The sequence below is a fragment of the Vibrio sp. YT-16 genome (assembly GCF_033337405.1).
Lineage (GTDB): Bacteria > Pseudomonadota > Gammaproteobacteria > Enterobacterales > Vibrionaceae > Vibrio > Vibrio alginolyticus.
In genome coordinates, this window is record NZ_JAWOQQ010000006.1 from 163,664 (window position 1) to 181,020 (window position 17,357).

A 17,357-nucleotide genomic window follows, 5' to 3' on the forward strand; every position below is an offset into this window, starting at 1 on the left:
TGGCGCGCGTAAAATTTTGTTCCGCTTGTTATAAAACAACTAGGTATTACGATGGATATCCTTGCGAACTACGGCACTGTCCTGATTATTGTTGCAGCGATTTTTGGTTTCATGATGGCGATTGGTATTGGCGCGAACGACGTTGCTAATGCGATGGGTACATCTGTAGGTTCAAAAGCGCTAACTGTAAAACAAGCTATCATCATTGCGATGATCTTCGAATTTGCAGGTGCTTACCTTGCAGGCGGTGAAGTAACCGACACTATCCGTAAAGGTGTAATCGAAACTTCTTTATTTGCTAGTCAACCAGATGTTCTTGTCTACGGCATGATGTCTGCGCTTTTAGCAGCAGGTACATGGCTGCTTCTTGCTTCTTACATGGGCTGGCCAGTATCAACGACTCACTCAATCATCGGTGCAATCATTGGTTTTGCATGCGTATCAGTAGGTACTGAAGCGGTTGACTGGGGCAGCGTTCAAGGCATTGTTGGTAGCTGGATTATTACGCCAGTGATTTCAGGTTTCTTTGCTTACGTTATCTTTGTCAGCGCACAGCGCCTGATTTTTGATACTGAGAACCCTCTGTTTAACGCGAAACGTTTTGTACCTGTTTACATGTTCATCACAACAATGGTGATTGCACTTGTAACCATCAAAAAAGGTCTAAAACACGTTGGTCTTCACCTGACCAATGGTGAAGCCTGGATGTGGGCAGCAGCAGTTTCAGCACTTGTGATGATTGGCGGCTACGTATACATCCAGAAAAAATTCGCTAATCGCGAAGAAGACCGCAGCTTTTCTGGCGTGGAAGGTATCTTCAGCGTTCTGATGGTTATCACCGCTTGTGCGATGGCATTTGCACACGGTTCAAACGACGTTGCAAACGCCATTGGTCCACTGTCTGCTGTCGTATCGACTGTTGAACACATGGGCGAAATCAGCACGAAAAGCACCATCGCTTGGTGGATTCTACCTCTTGGTGGTATTGGTATCGTGGTCGGTCTTGCAACACTAGGTCACAAAGTAATGGCAACCGTTGGTACAGGCATCACTGAGCTAACGCCTAGCCGCGGTTTTGCAGCACAGCTAGCAACAGCATGTACGGTAGTTCTAGCGTCTGGTACAGGCCTGCCAATTTCAACCACTCAAACATTGGTTGGTGCGGTTCTCGGTGTTGGCTTTGCTCGTGGTATCGCAGCACTGAACCTAGGCGTAGTTCGTAACATCGTGGCATCATGGATCGTTACACTACCAGCGGGTGCGTTATTGGCCGTAGTATTCTTCTACGGACTTCAAGCGATGTTCGCTTAAGACACTCGTCAATAGAATGTAAGCGCTTTGTCATTATTGACTCAAACGCACAGAAAGGGAGGCTTTGCCTCCCTTCTTTGTTGCACCGAAGTTTGAAACTGCATACTATTCGTCTATTTCCGGCTCCAATCATTCGGTGCCAACGCTGTCTCCAAGAAAAATCGTTAAGGGATTTACTGTGAAAAAACTAATCATCACGGTTTTGTTTACTTTGCTAGCAGCGCCAGCGGCCCTAGCAGCAGACCGTTATATTTCTGATGACCTCTTCACTTTTATGCACTCAGGTCCAAATAACACCTACCGTATTATTGGTAGTGTTAACGCCGGTTCTAAAGTACAACTGATTAAAACCAACCGAGATACTGGCTACACGCAAGTTCGTGATGACCGTGGTCGCACTGGTTGGGTACAAAGCAAGTTTGTGACAAACCAAGAGAGCATGGCAATTCGCCTTCCTCGCATTGAGAAAGAGCTAGCCGAAGTAAAAGAGCAGCTTGCTAATGCTCGTCAAACTTCTGATGCAGAGAAAGCAGGTCTTGTTACCTCTCTCGAAACACGTAACCAACAAATTTCAGATCTAGAAAATAAATACTCTGAGATCAGTGATCAGCTTACTTCTGTTGAAACAGAAAACCGCGAGCTACGCGCAAAGCTGGATACACAAAAAGATGACATGCTGCTTAAGTACTTCACTTATGGCGGCGGTGTTGCAGGTTTAGGTTTACTATTTGGTTTGATTCTTCCGCATGTCATGCCTCGTAGAAAGCGCTCTCCTGCGGGTTGGGCATAAACCCTTACGCTTTTATCTTTAAAAAGAACGCAAAAGCCAGTCGATATCGACTGGCTTTTTAGTTTGCTTCGTTTGACAGAAGTAAGTACTACTCCCCCATTGAACTAGAGGCTCGACGACGATCCGTTGCGCCATAAAGCTTGCCATCTTTTAGCTCAATTGCATTCAAACCGCTTACCACTGGAATAACGTGCACTGGGTAGCCAAGCTCCATAAACTCAGGCACCAACATTTCTGCGAACGTTTTCTTTTCCACCAGCAAACCAGTCGGGTCATAAGACTTGGTACGGTCTATCTTAGTGCCATACTGGATGTTTGGTAAGTCAATAGCCTCTTGCGCTGATAACTTCCAATCCAGCACCCCAACCACGGTTTTGAGTACATACCCCGGGATTTGTGAACTACCTGGTGACCCAACCACCAAACGCAAGTTATCATCACTGTCCATCACCATTAATGGCGTAATAGCCGAACGTGGACGCTTGCCCGCTTCAATTGAGTTTTGCGTAGGCTTGCCGTTAACCGTTGGCTGAGGTGAGAAGTTAGCCATCTGCGCATTCAAGATAACGCCATCAACCATGACACCAGATCCCATTCCCGTGCCAACGGTGCTGGTCATCGCAATTGCATTTCCATCTCTATCGACGATAGAAATATGCCCTGTATCTTTGCTCTCGAAGCCTTGATATTGCGCATACTGAGTTTGCGTTATCTGTCCTGCTTGTGGATCCTTTTTTGAAGTGCCATTATCAGGGATTAAATCACGTCTCTGATCTAGATAGGCTTTAGACAGCAACTGTTCAACTGGCGCTTCCACATAATCCGGATCTCCGGCATACGCAATACGATCGGCTTTTGCAATTCGCATCGCTTCAGTCATGAGACGCCAAGGTTCCACATCCGTTTTCGCCATATGGGCAATGCCATAGGGTGCAAGCAGTTCAAGACTCTGAGCGACCATCACACCGCCCGAAGCTGGGTAACCAAAAGAGACGATTTTATTCCCACGGTAGTCGCTCTCAATGATGTCACGCTGCTTCACTTGGTAATGTTTAAAATCTTCTAAAGACAACTTCTCGTGTTGGTCGTCAATACGACTATTAACCGTCTCTACGATGTGCTGACCAAGCTCACCACCATAAAGGTAACTATCGCCTTGTTGCGCGATCTTCCTCAGCGTCTCAGCCATCTTAGGGTTCTTCATCAAGGTTCCCGTCGGCTTAATATCGTCCCCTTGCCAATACAAGGCTTTCACTTCCGGATCTTGCTCAAGTCGGCTTTGCTCTCTTACTACGATGTCGTAGGTGTAGCTGTTCATCGCGTACCCATTGCTCGCCAATGTAATCGCCGGCTTAATCAGCTCTGCCCATGGCAACTTGCCGTATTGTTCATGAGTGGTGTAAAGCAACCGCAACGTGCCCGGAACCGCAACAGAACGAGGGCCTAATATTTCGTTGCGACTGAGTACTTCCCCATTCTCAACAAACATTTCAGGGTTCGCGCTAGAGGGCGCTTCATCTCGACCATCAAGGGCCAGAAATTTTTTCTCGTCATGTTGATAAAACAGCGCGAAAGTCCCGCCGCCAATTCCGGTCATATCTGGCTCAACGACAGACATCACCATCTGCATCGCGACCATAGCATCAACAGCGTTACCGCCTTCTTTCAATATTGAGTAACCGGTACTGCTCACGTAAGGATTCGTCGCACTGACCATGAAATCTTGCCCGCGACTATCTGGTGTAACTGGGAATGGATCTGGCTTTGCTGCATAGCTTGTCGATGCAACAATACTTAAAGAAAAAATCAGAATACGCATGTGTCTCTGTTTAGACTCCTATTATGTGATGGGGTCTAACGTGGACCAAGTCATTACTCCGAAGTTCGTGAAGATGGTGTCTTTTTACACAACGCTGACTGGAATCGCGCTATCAATAGATGAATGATATTGGTGCTATTTAAACGACTGAGAAAAGCTATATTTTGCTTGTTTGAGTATCTAAAAATCATCACCAGAATAGATGCAAAAGATGCTCTGAAAAATAAAAAGCCAGCGATATGATTTCGCTGGCTTGATGTGTTTCTACAAGAGTTACCCTTTCCACTCATACAACGCTGGTATACGAATTTGCTCACCTTGGAACTCAACAATCACAGCTTGCGGTTGTATTTCTCTTAGAGTGACCTGATCATCAACGACATCCCCTTGATGATACTCAACATTGTTAATTTTCACCCAACGGCGATTTTCATCACTAGCGTACATATGGGTTTGCAAATTAAGCGCAGGTAGACGCCCTTGCCACTGGTGAGCGTTGCGCTCTAAATCGTTCACGCGTGCCGTTTGTGATGACGAATTGTCATCATCTCGGGATAAGGCATTTTCGACCTTCCTAGCTAAATCAGGAGATAATGAGGATAAATCCAGATCATCCAAAGACAACCCGAGGTCCTCTTCAGCAGCAGAAGTCGTTTGGGTTGATGCTGAGTTGCGTGTTTCATCTCTGCTTGGTGTATGGCTCGTGTATTCATCGGGGGTGGTAAATGTACCAAAATCACGCGATAGCTCTGCACTTGGCCACTCTCTTGGCAATTGGGCCAACTGGGTGTTCTCTGGATAGTCTAATACTTTGAAAGGTGATACCACTTCGACCTTTTCTATCGGGGACGTTGTATCTACTTCAACACTCGGTGCAAAGAGATCTAAGTACCAAGCGACTCCAATAGCAGAAGCAGTGATTGGCAGCAAGAACAGACCTATATGTTTCACAGCTGACATTATGCGTCCTCCTTCTCTATTCTCGCCAGTTGAGGCGCATCTGGCTGAACATTTTGCTGAAGTCGGTCTAGCGTTCGCTTACCAGCAATACCATCGACACCAATTCCTTGCCAGCGTTGAAATAACTCGACTCGCTCTTTCATCGCACCATCAAAAATAGACGTTTCAAGCAGTGGCTCACTCACCGCTTCTGCTAATAATCGGTCTAATACTTCAATCGCAGGGCCTTCCATGTCTAAACGTAATGTTTCATTCAGCGGAGCATGCCACAGTTCGATAATATTGCCCTGCCACAACGGCTTTAGCCACGAAACTGGCAGACGGAGACGCTGCTTACCATTGAGCACTTCAGCTTGGTCATTACCGACGGCATATAGAATGACATACCCAACATCACCTTGATAATTCAACTCCAAGATCACAGGGCGATTTTGTTGCATCAACAGCGGCCAAGTCGCCATTTTACGCTCACAACGCATAGTCGACTGCGGTTCTGACAAACAAAGGTTATCGCGAACCGATGCTTGATATCCCCACAAACGATACAAATCATTTACAGCGAGGTTCGACTGTTTTTGTGTTAACAATAAAGCACGCTGCTCATCCGTTAACTGTTGGCTGACGACGGTTGGTGTTGGCTCTACTCTTGGCTCCGTCACTTGTGTCAACACTGACGTCGCTTGAGCTGGCATATAATTCACGACCGCCCACCCCGTACTTAATGCAGCAATAAGGCCTACCGTGACAGAGCCCCAAGCAGGCCAACGGAAAGTCCGGCGCTCTTTTTTATCTTGCTGATAAATATCTGCCTGAAACTGCATCACCTCTTCACAGGCCTGCTGAACGGTTTGCTTATCCACAACCACATTACCCTGGTGATAACTAATGTTGAGGGATTTGTCACAGATAAGGTTGATGAGCCGCGGTATACCGTGACTGTATTTGGCTATAAGTTTACAAGAAGCACGATTAAACAGTTGCTGGTTGCCACCTGCTGTATGTAGTCGAAATGCGATGTAATCTTCTGTCTCTTTTTCATCCAACGGCAACAGGTGATAACGCCCAGTAATACGCTGGGCAAGTTGGCGTAGTTGTGTTGTTTGTAATAACCGCTGCAATTCAGGCTGCCCGACCAACAACACTTTGAGCAGTTTTCTGGTATCGGTTTCCAAGTTGGTCAACAAGCGCAACTGCTCTAGAACGTCGGCAGCAAGGTGTTGAGCCTCATCAATGACCAGCAATGTCTGCCAGCCTGCACGATAATTACGCAGCAAATATTGATGGATAACCTGGTTTAGCTGTTTGAGGTTTGCATCTGGTGGATAGGTGATTTTGAACTCATCACAAATGGCTTCGAGCAAGTCTCTACTCGAAAACGTAGGATTGAGGATAAGACCCGCTTTGGTGTTATCACCCAAATTCGCCAGCATCGCTTTTGCGACAGTCGTTTTGCCTGTACCTACTTCGCCAGTAAGCATAGCAAAACCACCGCCATCGCCTAGCCCGGCTTGGAGATGTGTGATTGCCTCTTTGTGACGTTGGCTTAAATACAAATAACGTGAGTTTGGAACAATCGAAAATGGTTGTTCGACAAACCCAAAAAAGTCCTTATACATTAGGCTCTCCAGCTAAAAAACCACCTGGGAATAGTCAGACATGGTATAAACGCTCTTCTTCTATTCTTAGGAGTAAAGAAAAGTACCATTGCTTGCTACAATGTCCAACGGCATATCCATAAATTAAGAGGTAATTCGTGCAAGTTTATTTAGTAGGTGGCGCAGTTCGAGATAAATTGCTCGGAATTGATAGTTATGACAACGACTGGGTGGTCGTAGGCGCGACGCCCGAGATGATGCTGTCCCAAGGATACACCGCCGTTGGTAAAGACTTTCCTGTATTTCTGCATCCCAAAAGTAAAGAAGAATATGCCCTTGCACGAACAGAGAGAAAGTCAGGTTCTGGTTACACTGGTTTTGAATGTTTCTTCGATCAAAACGTCACCTTAGAAGAAGATTTGATACGTCGTGATTTAACCATTAACGCGATGGCAATGGAGAGTGATGGCACGATCCATGACCCATATGGTGGCCAGCAAGATCTCAACGATAAACTGCTACGCCATGTATCAGACGCCTTTATTGAAGACCCTCTACGCGTTTTACGTGTCGCTCGCTTCGCAGCGAAGCTTGCTGATCTAAACTTTACGGTTGCCGACGAAACCATGCGGTTAATGCGTCACATGGCAGAGTCCGGAGAGCTGAGCACACTGACTCCCGAGCGTGTTTGGCAAGAATGGCATAAATCTCTCTCTACTCCTCGCCCTGATATTTTCTTATCGGTTCTACGAGACTGTGGTGCATTAACCGTGGTGTTACCTGAAATTGATGCACTATTTGGCGTACCTCAACCTGAGAAGTGGCATCCAGAAATCGATACTGGCATCCATACTTTGATGGTGGCAGAGCAAGCCGCAAAATTGAGTAACTCACTCCCCGTCAGGTTTGCCGCCCAAGTGCATGACTTGGGTAAGGGCGTGACGCCAGAGAGCGAATGGCCAAGCCACAAAATGCATTGCCATACAGGATTAAAACTGATCAAAAAGCTGTGCGAACGTGTCCGGGTACCAAATGAGTTTCGTGATTTAGCCTTGATGGTGTGCGAACAGCACTCCAATATTCATCGCGCGGCTGAACTTAAACCACAAACCATAATTAAAATACTCAATAAGCTTGATGGGTGGCGTAAGTCCGAACGTCTGCAAGATATCTTGCTTTGCTGCCAAGCGGATCACGCTGGTCGTAAAGGACTGGAAACGCAACCATATCCACAGGCGGATATTTTTAGGCAAGCCTACCAAGCAGCAGCGGCAGTTGACGTTCAAACCATAATCAAAGAGGGCTTTAAAGGCCCTGCGATTCGTGACGAGCAAGAAAAGCGACGTATTGAAGCAGTGAAAGCAGTACTTAAGAAGTAACGAACAAACAAAAACGCCCGCGGATTTCGCGGGCGTTTTTCGTTAGCATCAATTATGCACTTAATAGAAAAGCGAACAAACCGACGCCCAAAATGAGACGGTAAATCACAAACGGTGTCATGCCCATGCGTGAAATCATCTTCAAGAAGAAGTGGATACAGATGTACGCACTGATAAACGATGTGATAATGCCAGTAAGTAAGAAACCAACATGGACAGGTTCACCACTGGTCACTAACTTCATGCCTAAGTAGCTACCAGCTAATGTAATGATTGGGATCGACATTAAAAACGAAAATCGGGCAGCCGCTTCTCGAGTAAAGCCAAGGTAAAGCGCTGCTGTGATGGTCGCCCCTGAACGTGAAGTTCCAGGAATCATCGCTAAGGCTTGAGCAATACCGATAAATACAGCTTTCTTCCAACCCGTTTGGTATTCATCGGCAACGAGTTTAGCGTTTTTGTCTACCCACCATAGCAACAAGCCAAATACGATCGTGGTAGTCGCGATGACGTAAGCGCTACGTAGATACACTTCAATGATGTCTTTCATCAATAGACCGAACACACAAGCTGGAATCGTCGCAATCACGATCATCCAAGCCAATTTAGCTTCTTTACTGCGATCTCCTTTAAAGATCGAAGCAAATAACGCTTGAAACAAAGTGATTACTTCATGACGAAAATAGATCACGACAGCCATTAATGTACCGACGTGAACAGCAACATCAAAGGCCAGACCTTGGTCTTCCCATCCTAAAATAGCGGAAGGCAGGATCAAATGGGCAGAGCTTGAGATAGGCAAAAACTCTGTCAGCCCCTGAATCAGAGCCAAAATAAAGGCTTCAAAATAACTCATGTAAACAACTCAAATTAAAAATGAAAGGAAACGGGTTTGAGCGAATCGACTGGCTGCATAGCATGCCAAATGTCTGCGACTGTGCGTCCATCGCCTGGGATCACTAATTGCGGTTCGAGATCATACAGCGGCTTTGTGACAAAAGGATATTTGTAGATATCACTGCGAGGTAGCTCAGGTTTTTTCTTGGAGACGCGCTCACCGAACAACACTATATCGAGATCCAGTGTTCGATCCTGATACTTTTGCGCGTTTTCTTCGCGTCCCCACTTAAATTCAATCTCGCGTAGTTGATGGCTCAACTCTTCTAATGACAACTCGGTACGCATTGCAACGACAAAGTTGTAGAAATTCTTGCTGCTAAAACCAATAGGTTCACATTCATATATCGGTGATACGAGGAGATTTTCTCCAAGCCGTTGCAGCTCCTGATACGCAGCAAGCACATGTTGCTCTCTTTCTACGTTCGTCCCAACACCGATATAGGTGGTGATCATGCTCGGCCTCGCTCAATCACCACACCAACAGCACGTGCTTGTGGCACGGCGCCAGGTTTCGCTAGGCGGATTTTCACCCAAGGCACAGAGAAACGCTGCATGATAAGCTCTGCTACTTCTTCAGCCACGCGCTCGACCAATAAGAAACGACCATTTTCAATGTGGTTAAGTACCGCCTCACTCACCTGCGAATAATCCAGTGCATCTTGCACATCATCACTTTTGCCCGCAGGTTTATTATCGTGTGCCATTTCAATATCTAGAACCAACTTTTGTTTGATTTGTTGTTCCCAGTCGTACACGCCAATGGTGGTGATTACTTCCAACTGTTCAATAAAAACTTTATCCAGAGCCATCTTATGTCCTTCTATTACAGAGGTCGGATACCCGTGAGGGGTAATTTGATCGTAGTATTCTATACCTAAGTAACATTTACTTTGGTCATCACAATGTTACTTAGGTATAAACTGCGAAAGCATCTTTATATACAAGAAATCACATAATGCAAGCTCTATCACAGTGAGGATTTCTGCATTATGTAAATTCGGGGTATGATAGCAACTACGCGGGAACCGAGCATTAAATTCCAATCCATCAAGGACTTCTATGGACGCACTGGCACTGATAATGACAATGGCCGCCTATTTATTAGGTTCGGTTTCCAGTGCGGTTTTGATCTGTCGACTCTTAAAACTGCCAGACCCACGCAGTGTGGGATCTAACAATCCTGGAGCAACGAACGTATTGCGTATTGGCGGACGAGGAGCCGCTGTTTCAGTCTTGTTGTGCGATATGCTCAAAGGCACTATCCCCGTGTGGGGCGGATACTTTCTTGGTATCGACCCTATCATTCTTGGCGTCATCGCCATTGCTGCCTGTCTTGGCCACATGTACCCCATCTTTTTCCACTTTAAAGGCGGAAAAGGTGTCGCAACCGCGCTTGGCGCTATCGCTCCGATTGGTTTGGACTTAACTGGATTGGTAATGTTAACTTGGCTGTCAGTAGCCGCGCTATTCCGCTATTCATCCTTAGCGGCTCTCGTCACGGTTTTGGTCACTCCGTTTTATACTTGGATGTTTAAACCGCAATACACGTTACCTGTTGCTATGCTGTGCTGCTTAATCGTATTTAAGCATCATCAAAATATTCGGCGGCTTTTATCTGGCGACGAGCCAAAAATCGGCGAGAAAAAACTGACACAAAAAAACTCGGCTTAATGCCGAGCTTTTCGTTTAAAGAAGGATGCATTGGTTACGCATGAACTCGATTCAGGAAGTTCAACAACATTTGGTTGACGAACTCCGGCTGTTCTAAACAACTGATGTGTCCCGCTTGCGGAATTTCTACCAACTCACTGCCCGTGATACAGTCTTTCATTAAATACGATTCGAAAACCGGGCGAGGCTTATCTTCACAGCCCACCGCAATTAACGTCGGCAGAGCGAATTTTTCCGAATCTTCAATCACATCACGGCGACCAAACACCATGCGCCCCATGCGAGCTACTTCCACCGCACGCTCACCGTTCAGCTCTTCTAAACTGCGTTTGAATGAAGCGACAAGTTTAGGGTTATCCTGATTGACGTTGTTGGCAAAGAACAGCGGCACAACGGCTTCAATAATTGGCGCAGGCACTGCTTGGACTTGGCTGATGGTATCAAGCATTGCAAAATACTTTTTATACGTAACTTCTGGCTCCCAGCCAATGAAGGTATCCATCAATACCAGTGACTTAACACGTTGCGGCGCTTGAGCCGTTAGCTCTGCTCCCCACATGCCGCCAACAGATAAGCCCACTATCGAGAACTCTTCGATATCTAAATGATCCATCAATGCCAACATATGCTGTGCATAGTCGGCCAATGACTGTGTCGATGCAGGTGCAGCGTCCGATTCACCATGTGCCCAAAGATCTGGCACAATACAACGGAATGACTGGCTTAAAACCTCAACTTGTGGCGCCCACATTTGGCTATCCCAAAGGTAACTATGACCAAATAGAAGCACAGGGCCCTCACCTTTATCTAGATAAGCAAGTTGCTGACCTTCAATTTCAAACTTATTCATTGTTATATCCATTTCTTATTCTTCCACGTCATCCTAGCACTGAAACAATAGCGAACTGATCGCATCAGTCAGAATGTAAAACGAGGCGGTTCATTGAATAATTAAAAATAAAGGCCTCTGAGGAGCAGAGACCTTTATTACAAAGAACCGGTTTCAAACCTACCGCATAAATTTGACTAAGCGACAGGTGTTAGTTGATCAATTGGCCAACGTGGACGAGCCTCTACTGACATATCAGCCACTTCGCCATTCTTCAAGCGCTGCATGCCTGCGTAAGCGATCATCGCACCGTTATCTGTACAGAACTCAGTACGTGGGTAGTAAACTTCGCCGCCAACTTTCTTCGCTAACTTCTCTAACTCAGCTCGCAAACGACGGTTAGCACTCACACCACCAGCAATAACAATGCGTTTCATGCCTGTTTGCTCAAGCGCGCGCTTACATTTAATAGCCAACGTAGCACACACAGCCTCTTCAAATGCCAATGCGATGTCCGCGCGGGTTTGCTCGTCATCACCGTTTGCAGCAATCGTGTTAGCCGTAAAGGTTTTTAGACCAGAGAAACTCATGTCCAAACCTGGCACATTCGTCATTGGGCGCGGGAACTTAAAGCGGCCCGGTGTACCTTTTTCCGCCAGTTTAGATAATAGTGGACCGCCTGGGTAATCCAAACCCATTAGCTTCGCTGTTTTATCAAACGCTTCGCCCGCCGCATCATCAATCGACTCACCTAGAATTTTGTACTCACCGATGCCTCTCACTTCCACCATCATAGAGTGACCGCCCGATACTAATACCGCCACAAACGGGAACGGTGGAGGGTTATCTTCCAACATTGGGGCCAATAGGTGACCTTCCATATGATGAACAGGTACCGCTGGCACTCCCCAAGCATAAGCAATACTGCGACCGATAGTCGCACCCACTAATAGCGCCCCAACAAGACCAGGCCCCGCGGTATACGCGACACCATCGATGTCTTTTGAAGTTAAGTTCGCTTCTTTTAGTGCCTCTTTAATAAGAGGAATGGTTTTCTTTACGTGGTCACGTGAAGCCAACTCAGGCACCACACCGCCGTAATCTGCGTGCAGTTTTACTTGGCTGTATAGCTTGTGTGACAAGAGACCGTTTTCATCGTCATAAATTGCGATGCCAGTCTCGTCACAAGAGGTTTCAATACCAATAATGCGCATGGTTTTCTCAGTATGCTTTCTGTATAGAGGAAATTTGGGCGTCATATTACCTCGCCTTGGTGCTGCAAACAAATTTTGTACAGACAATAATCGACAAAAGGCTTTACAAAGTAGTTGTGATCGGATTAAAATTCCGCACCATTTTTGATCAAGCTGGTAAGAGACCTAACAATTGTGATTTGGTCTGTTGAATACCAGCGTTAACGAATAACCCCTGAGGTGAAAGGCATATGCCAGTAGTTAAAGTACGTGAAAACGAACCGTTCGACGTTGCTCTACGTCGTTTTAAGCGCTCTTGCGAAAAAGCAGGTATCCTTTCTGAAGTGCGTCGTCGTGAGCACTACGAAAAACCAACTACAGTTCGCAAACGCGCTAAAGCAGCAGCTCAAAAGCGTCACGCTAAGAAGCTAGCTCGCGAAAACGCTCGTCGCGTTCGCCTGTACTAATAACTGAGCTCCAAAAGGAATTTAGTTATGGCTCTGATTGATCAACTCAAAGAAGAGCAAAAATTAGCGATGAAAGCCAAGGACAAATTGCGCCTTGGTACTATTCGTTTAGCCCTATCAGCAATCAAGCAACGTGAAGTTGACGAACAGATTACTCTGAACGATGACGACATTCTTGCAGTATTGACCAAGATGGTTAAACAACGTCGCGATTCTGTAGCGCAGTTTGAAGCAGCGGGTCGTCAAGATCTTGCTGATGCGGAACAAGCAGAAATTACCGTTCTTGAGGACTTTATGCCTCAACCACTGACAGACGAAGAAGTAGCGGCTCTCATCGAGAACGCGATTGCTGAATCTGGCGCAGCTGGCATGCAAGACATGGGCAAAGTAATGGGCGTTCTGAAACCGCAAATTCAAGGGCGTGCAGATATGGGTAAAGTAAGCGGTTTAGTTCGCGCTAAATTGGCTTAAGGTACCCCACCCAATTGCAGCAAGCCGTGCTATCCTTTGGAGCGCACGGCTTGTTTGTATCTGGATGGATGGAATGAAATCAATGGGCAATACGCTCATTCTTTTAAGGCATTCACTCCACTCATCATCTTCTTTTTTTGTTAGGTTTTATGGCTGGACACATCCCTCGCAGTTTTATCGATGACCTTCTAGCTCGACTTGATATTGTCGATATCATCGACGCACGTGTGAAACTTAAGAAAAAAGGCAAAAACTACGGCGCATGCTGCCCGTTCCACAACGAAAAGACACCCTCATTCAGTGTCAGTCAAGAAAAGCAGTTCTACCATTGTTTTGGTTGTGGCGCGCATGGAAATGCCATCGATTTTTTGATGGAATTCGACCGACTAGAATTCGTCGAAGCCATTGAAGAACTCGCTTCATACTTGGGTTTAGATGTTCCTCGCGAACAACGTAGCGGCGGTAATGGTTCGTTTCAATCAGGCCCACAAGCAAGCAGCAGTGAAAAACGTAACCTATACGACTTAATGGGCAGCATTGCTCAATTTTATCGTAACCAACTCAAACAGCCAGCAAGTAAGGTGGCGATTGAGTATCTAAAAGATCGCGGCCTGTCTGGTGAAATCGTCCAGAAGTTTGGCATCGGCTATGTGGCTGATGAATGGGATTTAGTTCGTAAGAACTTTGGCCAGAATAAAGAAAACCAAGACATGCTCGTCACTGGCGGCATGTTGATTGAAAACGATAAAGGCAACCGCTACGACCGATTCCGTGGTCGAGTGATGTTTCCTATTCGAGACAGACGCGGTCGAGTAATAGGCTTTGGTGGTCGAGTATTAGGTGATGGGACACCAAAATATCTCAACTCACCCGAAACCCCGATATTTCATAAAGGTAAAGAGTTGTATGGCCTTTATGAAGTACTACAAGCGTACCGTGAGCCACCACAAATTTTAGTGGTTGAAGGCTATATGGATGTTGTCGCGCTTGCTCAATATGGCGTAGATTATTCCGTTGCCTCATTGGGAACCTCGACAACGGGCGATCACTTGCAAGTGTTATTCAGGCAAACAAGCACCGTCGTGTGTTGTTATGACGGTGACCGCGCAGGCCGTGAAGCAGCGTGGCGTGCCATGGAAAATGCATTGCCTTACCTAACGGATGGTCGCCAGTTAAAATTCATGTTTTTGCCGGACGGAGAAGATCCCGACTCTTATATCCGACAAAACGGAAAACAAGCATTTGAGCAGCAAGTGTCTAATGCGATGCCCTTGTCTGAATTCATGTTCAGCTCATTGACTCAGCAGGTCGATATGAGCACGAAAGAAGGCATGGCAAAACTGAGTACTCTTGCGGTTCCTCTCATTGATAAAGTCCCTGGCGGCACTTTAAGACTATACTTGAGAGAATTGCTTGGCCGCCGTTTGGGTTTGGTTGATGAACGCCAACTACAGCAGCTAATTTCAAAACAAGGTAAAGAGGATAAAAGGCCTCAACCTCATAAAGAAATCAAGCGAACGCCGATGCGAGAAGTGATCGCGTTACTGATTCAAAACCCACAATACGTAAGTATGGTGCCAGATCTAACTAGCGTTAGAGATTTGCCCATTCCTGGTCTAAGTTTATTTGTTGATGTACTTGATAAATGCCAAGCGCATCCCCATATCAACACAGGCCAATTATTAGAGCATTGGCGAAACAGCCAAAATGAGACCCTTCTGTCTCGTCTCGCGAGTTGGGACATTCCACTCGATGAGGACAACCAAGAAGAAATCTTTTTAGACTCACTGGATAAAATTATTGCCCAGTGCGTAGAAAAACAAATTGAAAACCTGCAGGCCAAAGCAAGAAGTGTCGGTTTATCAGCCGAAGAGAAAAGGGAGCTGCTAGCACTTATGCTAGATTTAAAAGCGTAACCCTGTTTAATTAGTCAGCAACGATTTAATTTGTTATAGTAAGTGGTTTGCATTTCGCATACTGATTCCTTCACCAGATTACGAAGTTGGATACCGTCTATGGATCACAATCCGCAGTCACAGCTAAAGTCACTTGTTATTAAAGGCAAGGAACAAGGCTATCTGACCTACGCCGAAGTAAATGACCACCTACCTGCTGAAATCGTAGATTCAGAACAGGTAGAAGACATCATTCAGATGATCAACGACATGGGCATTAAGGTAGTAGAAACTGCTCCTGATGCTGATGATTTAGCACTGAACGATGACACAAATATTACCGATGAAGATGCAGCCGAAGCTGCAGCCGCTGCACTTTCTAGCGTAGAGAGTGAGATTGGTCGTACAACAGACCCAGTACGTATGTACATGCGTGAGATGGGTACTGTCGAACTTCTAACTCGCGAAGGCGAAATCGACATCGCAAAACGTATTGAAGAAGGTATTAACCAAGTTCAATCGTCTGTTGCTGAATACCCAGGCACAATTCCGTACATTCTTGAGCAATTTGACAAAGTTCAAGCTGAAGAACTACGTCTTACAGACCTAATTTCAGGTTTTGTAGATCCAGATGCTGACGACACCGCTGCACCAACGGCAACACACATCGGTTCTGAACTGACTGAATCTCAGTTAGAAGAAGAAGACGATGAAGACGTTGATGACGACGAAGATAGCGATGACGATTCAGATGATTCTGAAGAAGATGTAGGTATCGATCCAGAATTAGCGCTAGAGAAATTCAACCAACTACGCAGCACCTATCAAAATCTTCAATTAGCAATCAACGAGTACGGCTATAACAGCCCGAAAGCAACCGTTGCTAATGAAATGATGCTAGACGTATTCCGCGAGTTTCGTCTAACGCCTAAACAGTTTGATCACCTAGTGAATGAACTGCGTACTGCTATGGATCGCGTTCGTACACAAGAGCGTCTGATCATGAAGTCAGTGGTTGAATACGGCAAAATGCCGAAGAAATCATTCATCGCGCTGTTCACTGGTAATGAATCAAGTGAAGCTTGGCTGGATGAAGTTCTTGCTTCAGACAAGCCATACGCTGAAAAGATCAAACGTAACGAAGAAGAAATCCGTCGTTCAATCGCTAAGCTAAAAATGATTGAAGAAGAGACTTCTCTAAACGTACAGAACATTAAAGACATCAGCCGTCGTATGTCTATCGGTGAAGCAAAAGCTCGCCGTGCGAAGAAAGAGATGGTTGAAGCGAACTTGCGTCTTGTAATTTCTATCGCGAAGAAATACACCAACCGTGGCCTACAGTTCTTGGATCTGATCCAGGAAGGTAACATCGGTCTGATGAAAGCGGTAGATAAGTTCGAATATCGTCGTGGTTACAAGTTCTCGACTTACGCAACGTGGTGGATCCGTCAGGCAATCACTCGTTCAATCGCGGACCAAGCACGTACGATTCGTATCCCGGTACACATGATCGAAACGATCAACAAGCTAAACCGTATTTCTCGTCAAATGTTGCAAGAGATGGGTCGCGAGCCACTACCGGAAGAACTGGCAGAGCGCATGCAAATGCCAGAAGACAAGATTCGTAAAGTTCTAAAAATCGCTAAAGAGCCTATCTCAATGGAGACACCAATCGGTGACGACGAAGATTCGCATCTAGGTGATTTTATCGAAGATACAACGCTAGAACTTCCGCTAGATTCTGCAACTGCAACTAGCCTTAAGGTGGCAACAAAAGACGTGCTTGCAGGTCTAACGCCACGTGAAGCGAAAGTACTTCGTATGCGCTTTGGTATCGACATGAACACTGACCATACTCTAGAAGAAGTTGGTAAGCAGTTCGACGTTACTCGTGAGCGTATCCGTCAGATCGAAGCAAAAGCACTACGTAAACTTCGTCACCCAAGCCGCTCAGAGACTCTGCGCAGCTTCCTAGACGAATAATCGCAGCGCATACAAGCTTTTAGAAATCAAAAAAGGTGACTTTAGGTCACCTTTTTTATTATCTACTGTTCTAAGTGGATAAAAACTAAGCGCA

16 protein-coding genes are annotated in these 17,357 nt (G+C 45.9%); 8 read left to right on the forward strand and 8 right to left on the reverse strand.

What is annotated here, in order from left to right; genetic code table 11:
* The first annotated feature begins 51 nt into the window (after window positions 1-51).
* Entirely contained in the window at window positions 52-1,311 is a 1,260-nt protein-coding gene (locus R7F07_RS12885; protein WP_005379898.1) for an inorganic phosphate transporter, read from the forward strand.
* Window positions 1,312-1,489: 178 nt separating this feature from the next.
* Window positions 1,490-2,101, forward strand: a complete 612-nt coding sequence (locus R7F07_RS12890) for a TIGR04211 family SH3 domain-containing protein (protein ID WP_005379900.1) — start codon at window positions 1,490-1,492, stop codon at window positions 2,099-2,101.
* 88 nt (window positions 2,102-2,189) lie between these two features.
* Here the strand turns inward: R7F07_RS12890 and ggt are convergent, their stop codons facing one another.
* The 3 genes from ggt to R7F07_RS12905 form a co-directional block, all read right to left on the reverse strand.
* Window positions 2,190-3,920: a gamma-glutamyltransferase gene (gene ggt, locus R7F07_RS12895; RefSeq protein ID WP_171342782.1), complete on the reverse strand. Its 1,731-nt coding sequence runs from the start codon at window positions 3,918-3,920 to the stop codon at window positions 2,190-2,192.
* Between the two features lie 273 nt (window positions 3,921-4,193).
* Window positions 4,194-4,880: a general secretion pathway protein GspB gene (locus R7F07_RS12900; RefSeq protein ID WP_005387437.1), complete on the reverse strand. Its 687-nt coding sequence runs from the start codon at window positions 4,878-4,880 to the stop codon at window positions 4,194-4,196.
* A complete protein-coding gene (locus tag R7F07_RS12905) occupies window positions 4,880-6,496 on the reverse strand; it encodes an ExeA family protein (protein WP_171342783.1) in 1,617 nt (538 codons plus the stop codon). The genes R7F07_RS12900 and R7F07_RS12905 overlap by 1 nt, the downstream gene beginning before the upstream one ends.
* A 137-nt stretch (window positions 6,497-6,633) precedes the next feature.
* On the opposite strand from R7F07_RS12905, the gene R7F07_RS12910 reads away from it, so the two are divergent.
* A complete protein-coding gene (locus R7F07_RS12910) occupies window positions 6,634-7,854 on the forward strand; it encodes a multifunctional CCA addition/repair protein (RefSeq protein ID WP_064353610.1) in 1,221 nt (406 codons plus the stop codon).
* 52 nt (window positions 7,855-7,906) lie between these two features.
* On the opposite strand, the gene R7F07_RS12915 is transcribed toward R7F07_RS12910, so the two are convergent.
* The 3 genes from R7F07_RS12915 to folB are packed head-to-tail and all read right to left on the reverse strand — an operon-like array spanning window position 7,907 to window position 9,563.
* Window positions 7,907-8,710, reverse strand: a complete 804-nt coding sequence (locus R7F07_RS12915) for an undecaprenyl-diphosphate phosphatase (RefSeq protein ID WP_017636143.1) — start codon at window positions 8,708-8,710, stop codon at window positions 7,907-7,909.
* A gap of 14 nt (window positions 8,711-8,724) precedes the next feature.
* The gene (folK, locus tag R7F07_RS12920) at window positions 8,725-9,207 is read right to left on the reverse strand and encodes a 2-amino-4-hydroxy-6-hydroxymethyldihydropteridine diphosphokinase (protein ID WP_005387457.1); all 483 of its coding nucleotides are present in this window, start codon (window positions 9,205-9,207) and stop codon (window positions 8,725-8,727) included.
* Window positions 9,204-9,563 carry a bifunctional dihydroneopterin aldolase/7,8-dihydroneopterin epimerase gene (gene folB / locus R7F07_RS12925; RefSeq protein ID WP_005387458.1) on the reverse strand — a complete coding sequence of 120 codons (360 nt, stop codon included), beginning with the start codon at window positions 9,561-9,563 and terminating at the stop codon, window positions 9,204-9,206. The genes folK and folB overlap by 4 nt, the downstream gene beginning before the upstream one ends.
* 250 nt (window positions 9,564-9,813) lie before the next feature.
* On the opposite strand from folB, the gene plsY reads away from it, so the two are divergent.
* Entirely contained in the window at window positions 9,814-10,425 is a 612-nt protein-coding gene (gene plsY, locus R7F07_RS12930; protein WP_005379857.1) for a glycerol-3-phosphate 1-O-acyltransferase PlsY, read from the forward strand.
* 34 nt (window positions 10,426-10,459) lie between these two features.
* On the opposite strand, the gene R7F07_RS12935 is transcribed toward plsY, so the two are convergent.
* Entirely contained in the window at window positions 10,460-11,275 is an 816-nt protein-coding gene (locus R7F07_RS12935; RefSeq protein WP_005379855.1) for an alpha/beta fold hydrolase, read from the reverse strand.
* Window positions 11,276-11,451: 176 nt separating this feature from the next.
* Window positions 11,452-12,468 carry a tRNA (adenosine(37)-N6)-threonylcarbamoyltransferase complex transferase subunit TsaD gene (tsaD, locus tag R7F07_RS12940; RefSeq protein WP_005379854.1) on the reverse strand — a complete coding sequence of 339 codons (1,017 nt, stop codon included), beginning with the start codon at window positions 12,466-12,468 and terminating at the stop codon, window positions 11,452-11,454.
* A 230-nt stretch (window positions 12,469-12,698) separates the two neighbouring features.
* Between tsaD and rpsU the strand changes: the two genes are divergently transcribed.
* From rpsU to rpoD, 4 genes are all read left to right on the forward strand, one after another.
* A complete protein-coding gene (gene rpsU / locus R7F07_RS12945) occupies window positions 12,699-12,914 on the forward strand; it encodes a 30S ribosomal protein S21 (RefSeq protein WP_001145625.1) in 216 nt (71 codons plus the stop codon).
* 27 nt (window positions 12,915-12,941) lie between these two features.
* Window positions 12,942-13,385 (forward strand): GatB/YqeY domain-containing protein, encoded by a 444-nt coding sequence (locus R7F07_RS12950; protein ID WP_005379720.1) that lies wholly within the window; start codon window positions 12,942-12,944, stop codon window positions 13,383-13,385.
* A gap of 149 nt (window positions 13,386-13,534) precedes the next feature.
* A complete protein-coding gene (gene dnaG / locus R7F07_RS12955; protein ID WP_005379719.1) occupies window positions 13,535-15,301 on the forward strand; it encodes a DNA primase in 1,767 nt (588 codons plus the stop codon).
* A gap of 99 nt (window positions 15,302-15,400) precedes the next feature.
* The gene (rpoD, locus tag R7F07_RS12960; protein WP_005395986.1) at window positions 15,401-17,263 is read left to right on the forward strand and encodes an RNA polymerase sigma factor RpoD; all 1,863 of its coding nucleotides are present in this window, start codon (window positions 15,401-15,403) and stop codon (window positions 17,261-17,263) included.
* Window positions 17,264-17,357 lie beyond the last annotated feature (94 nt).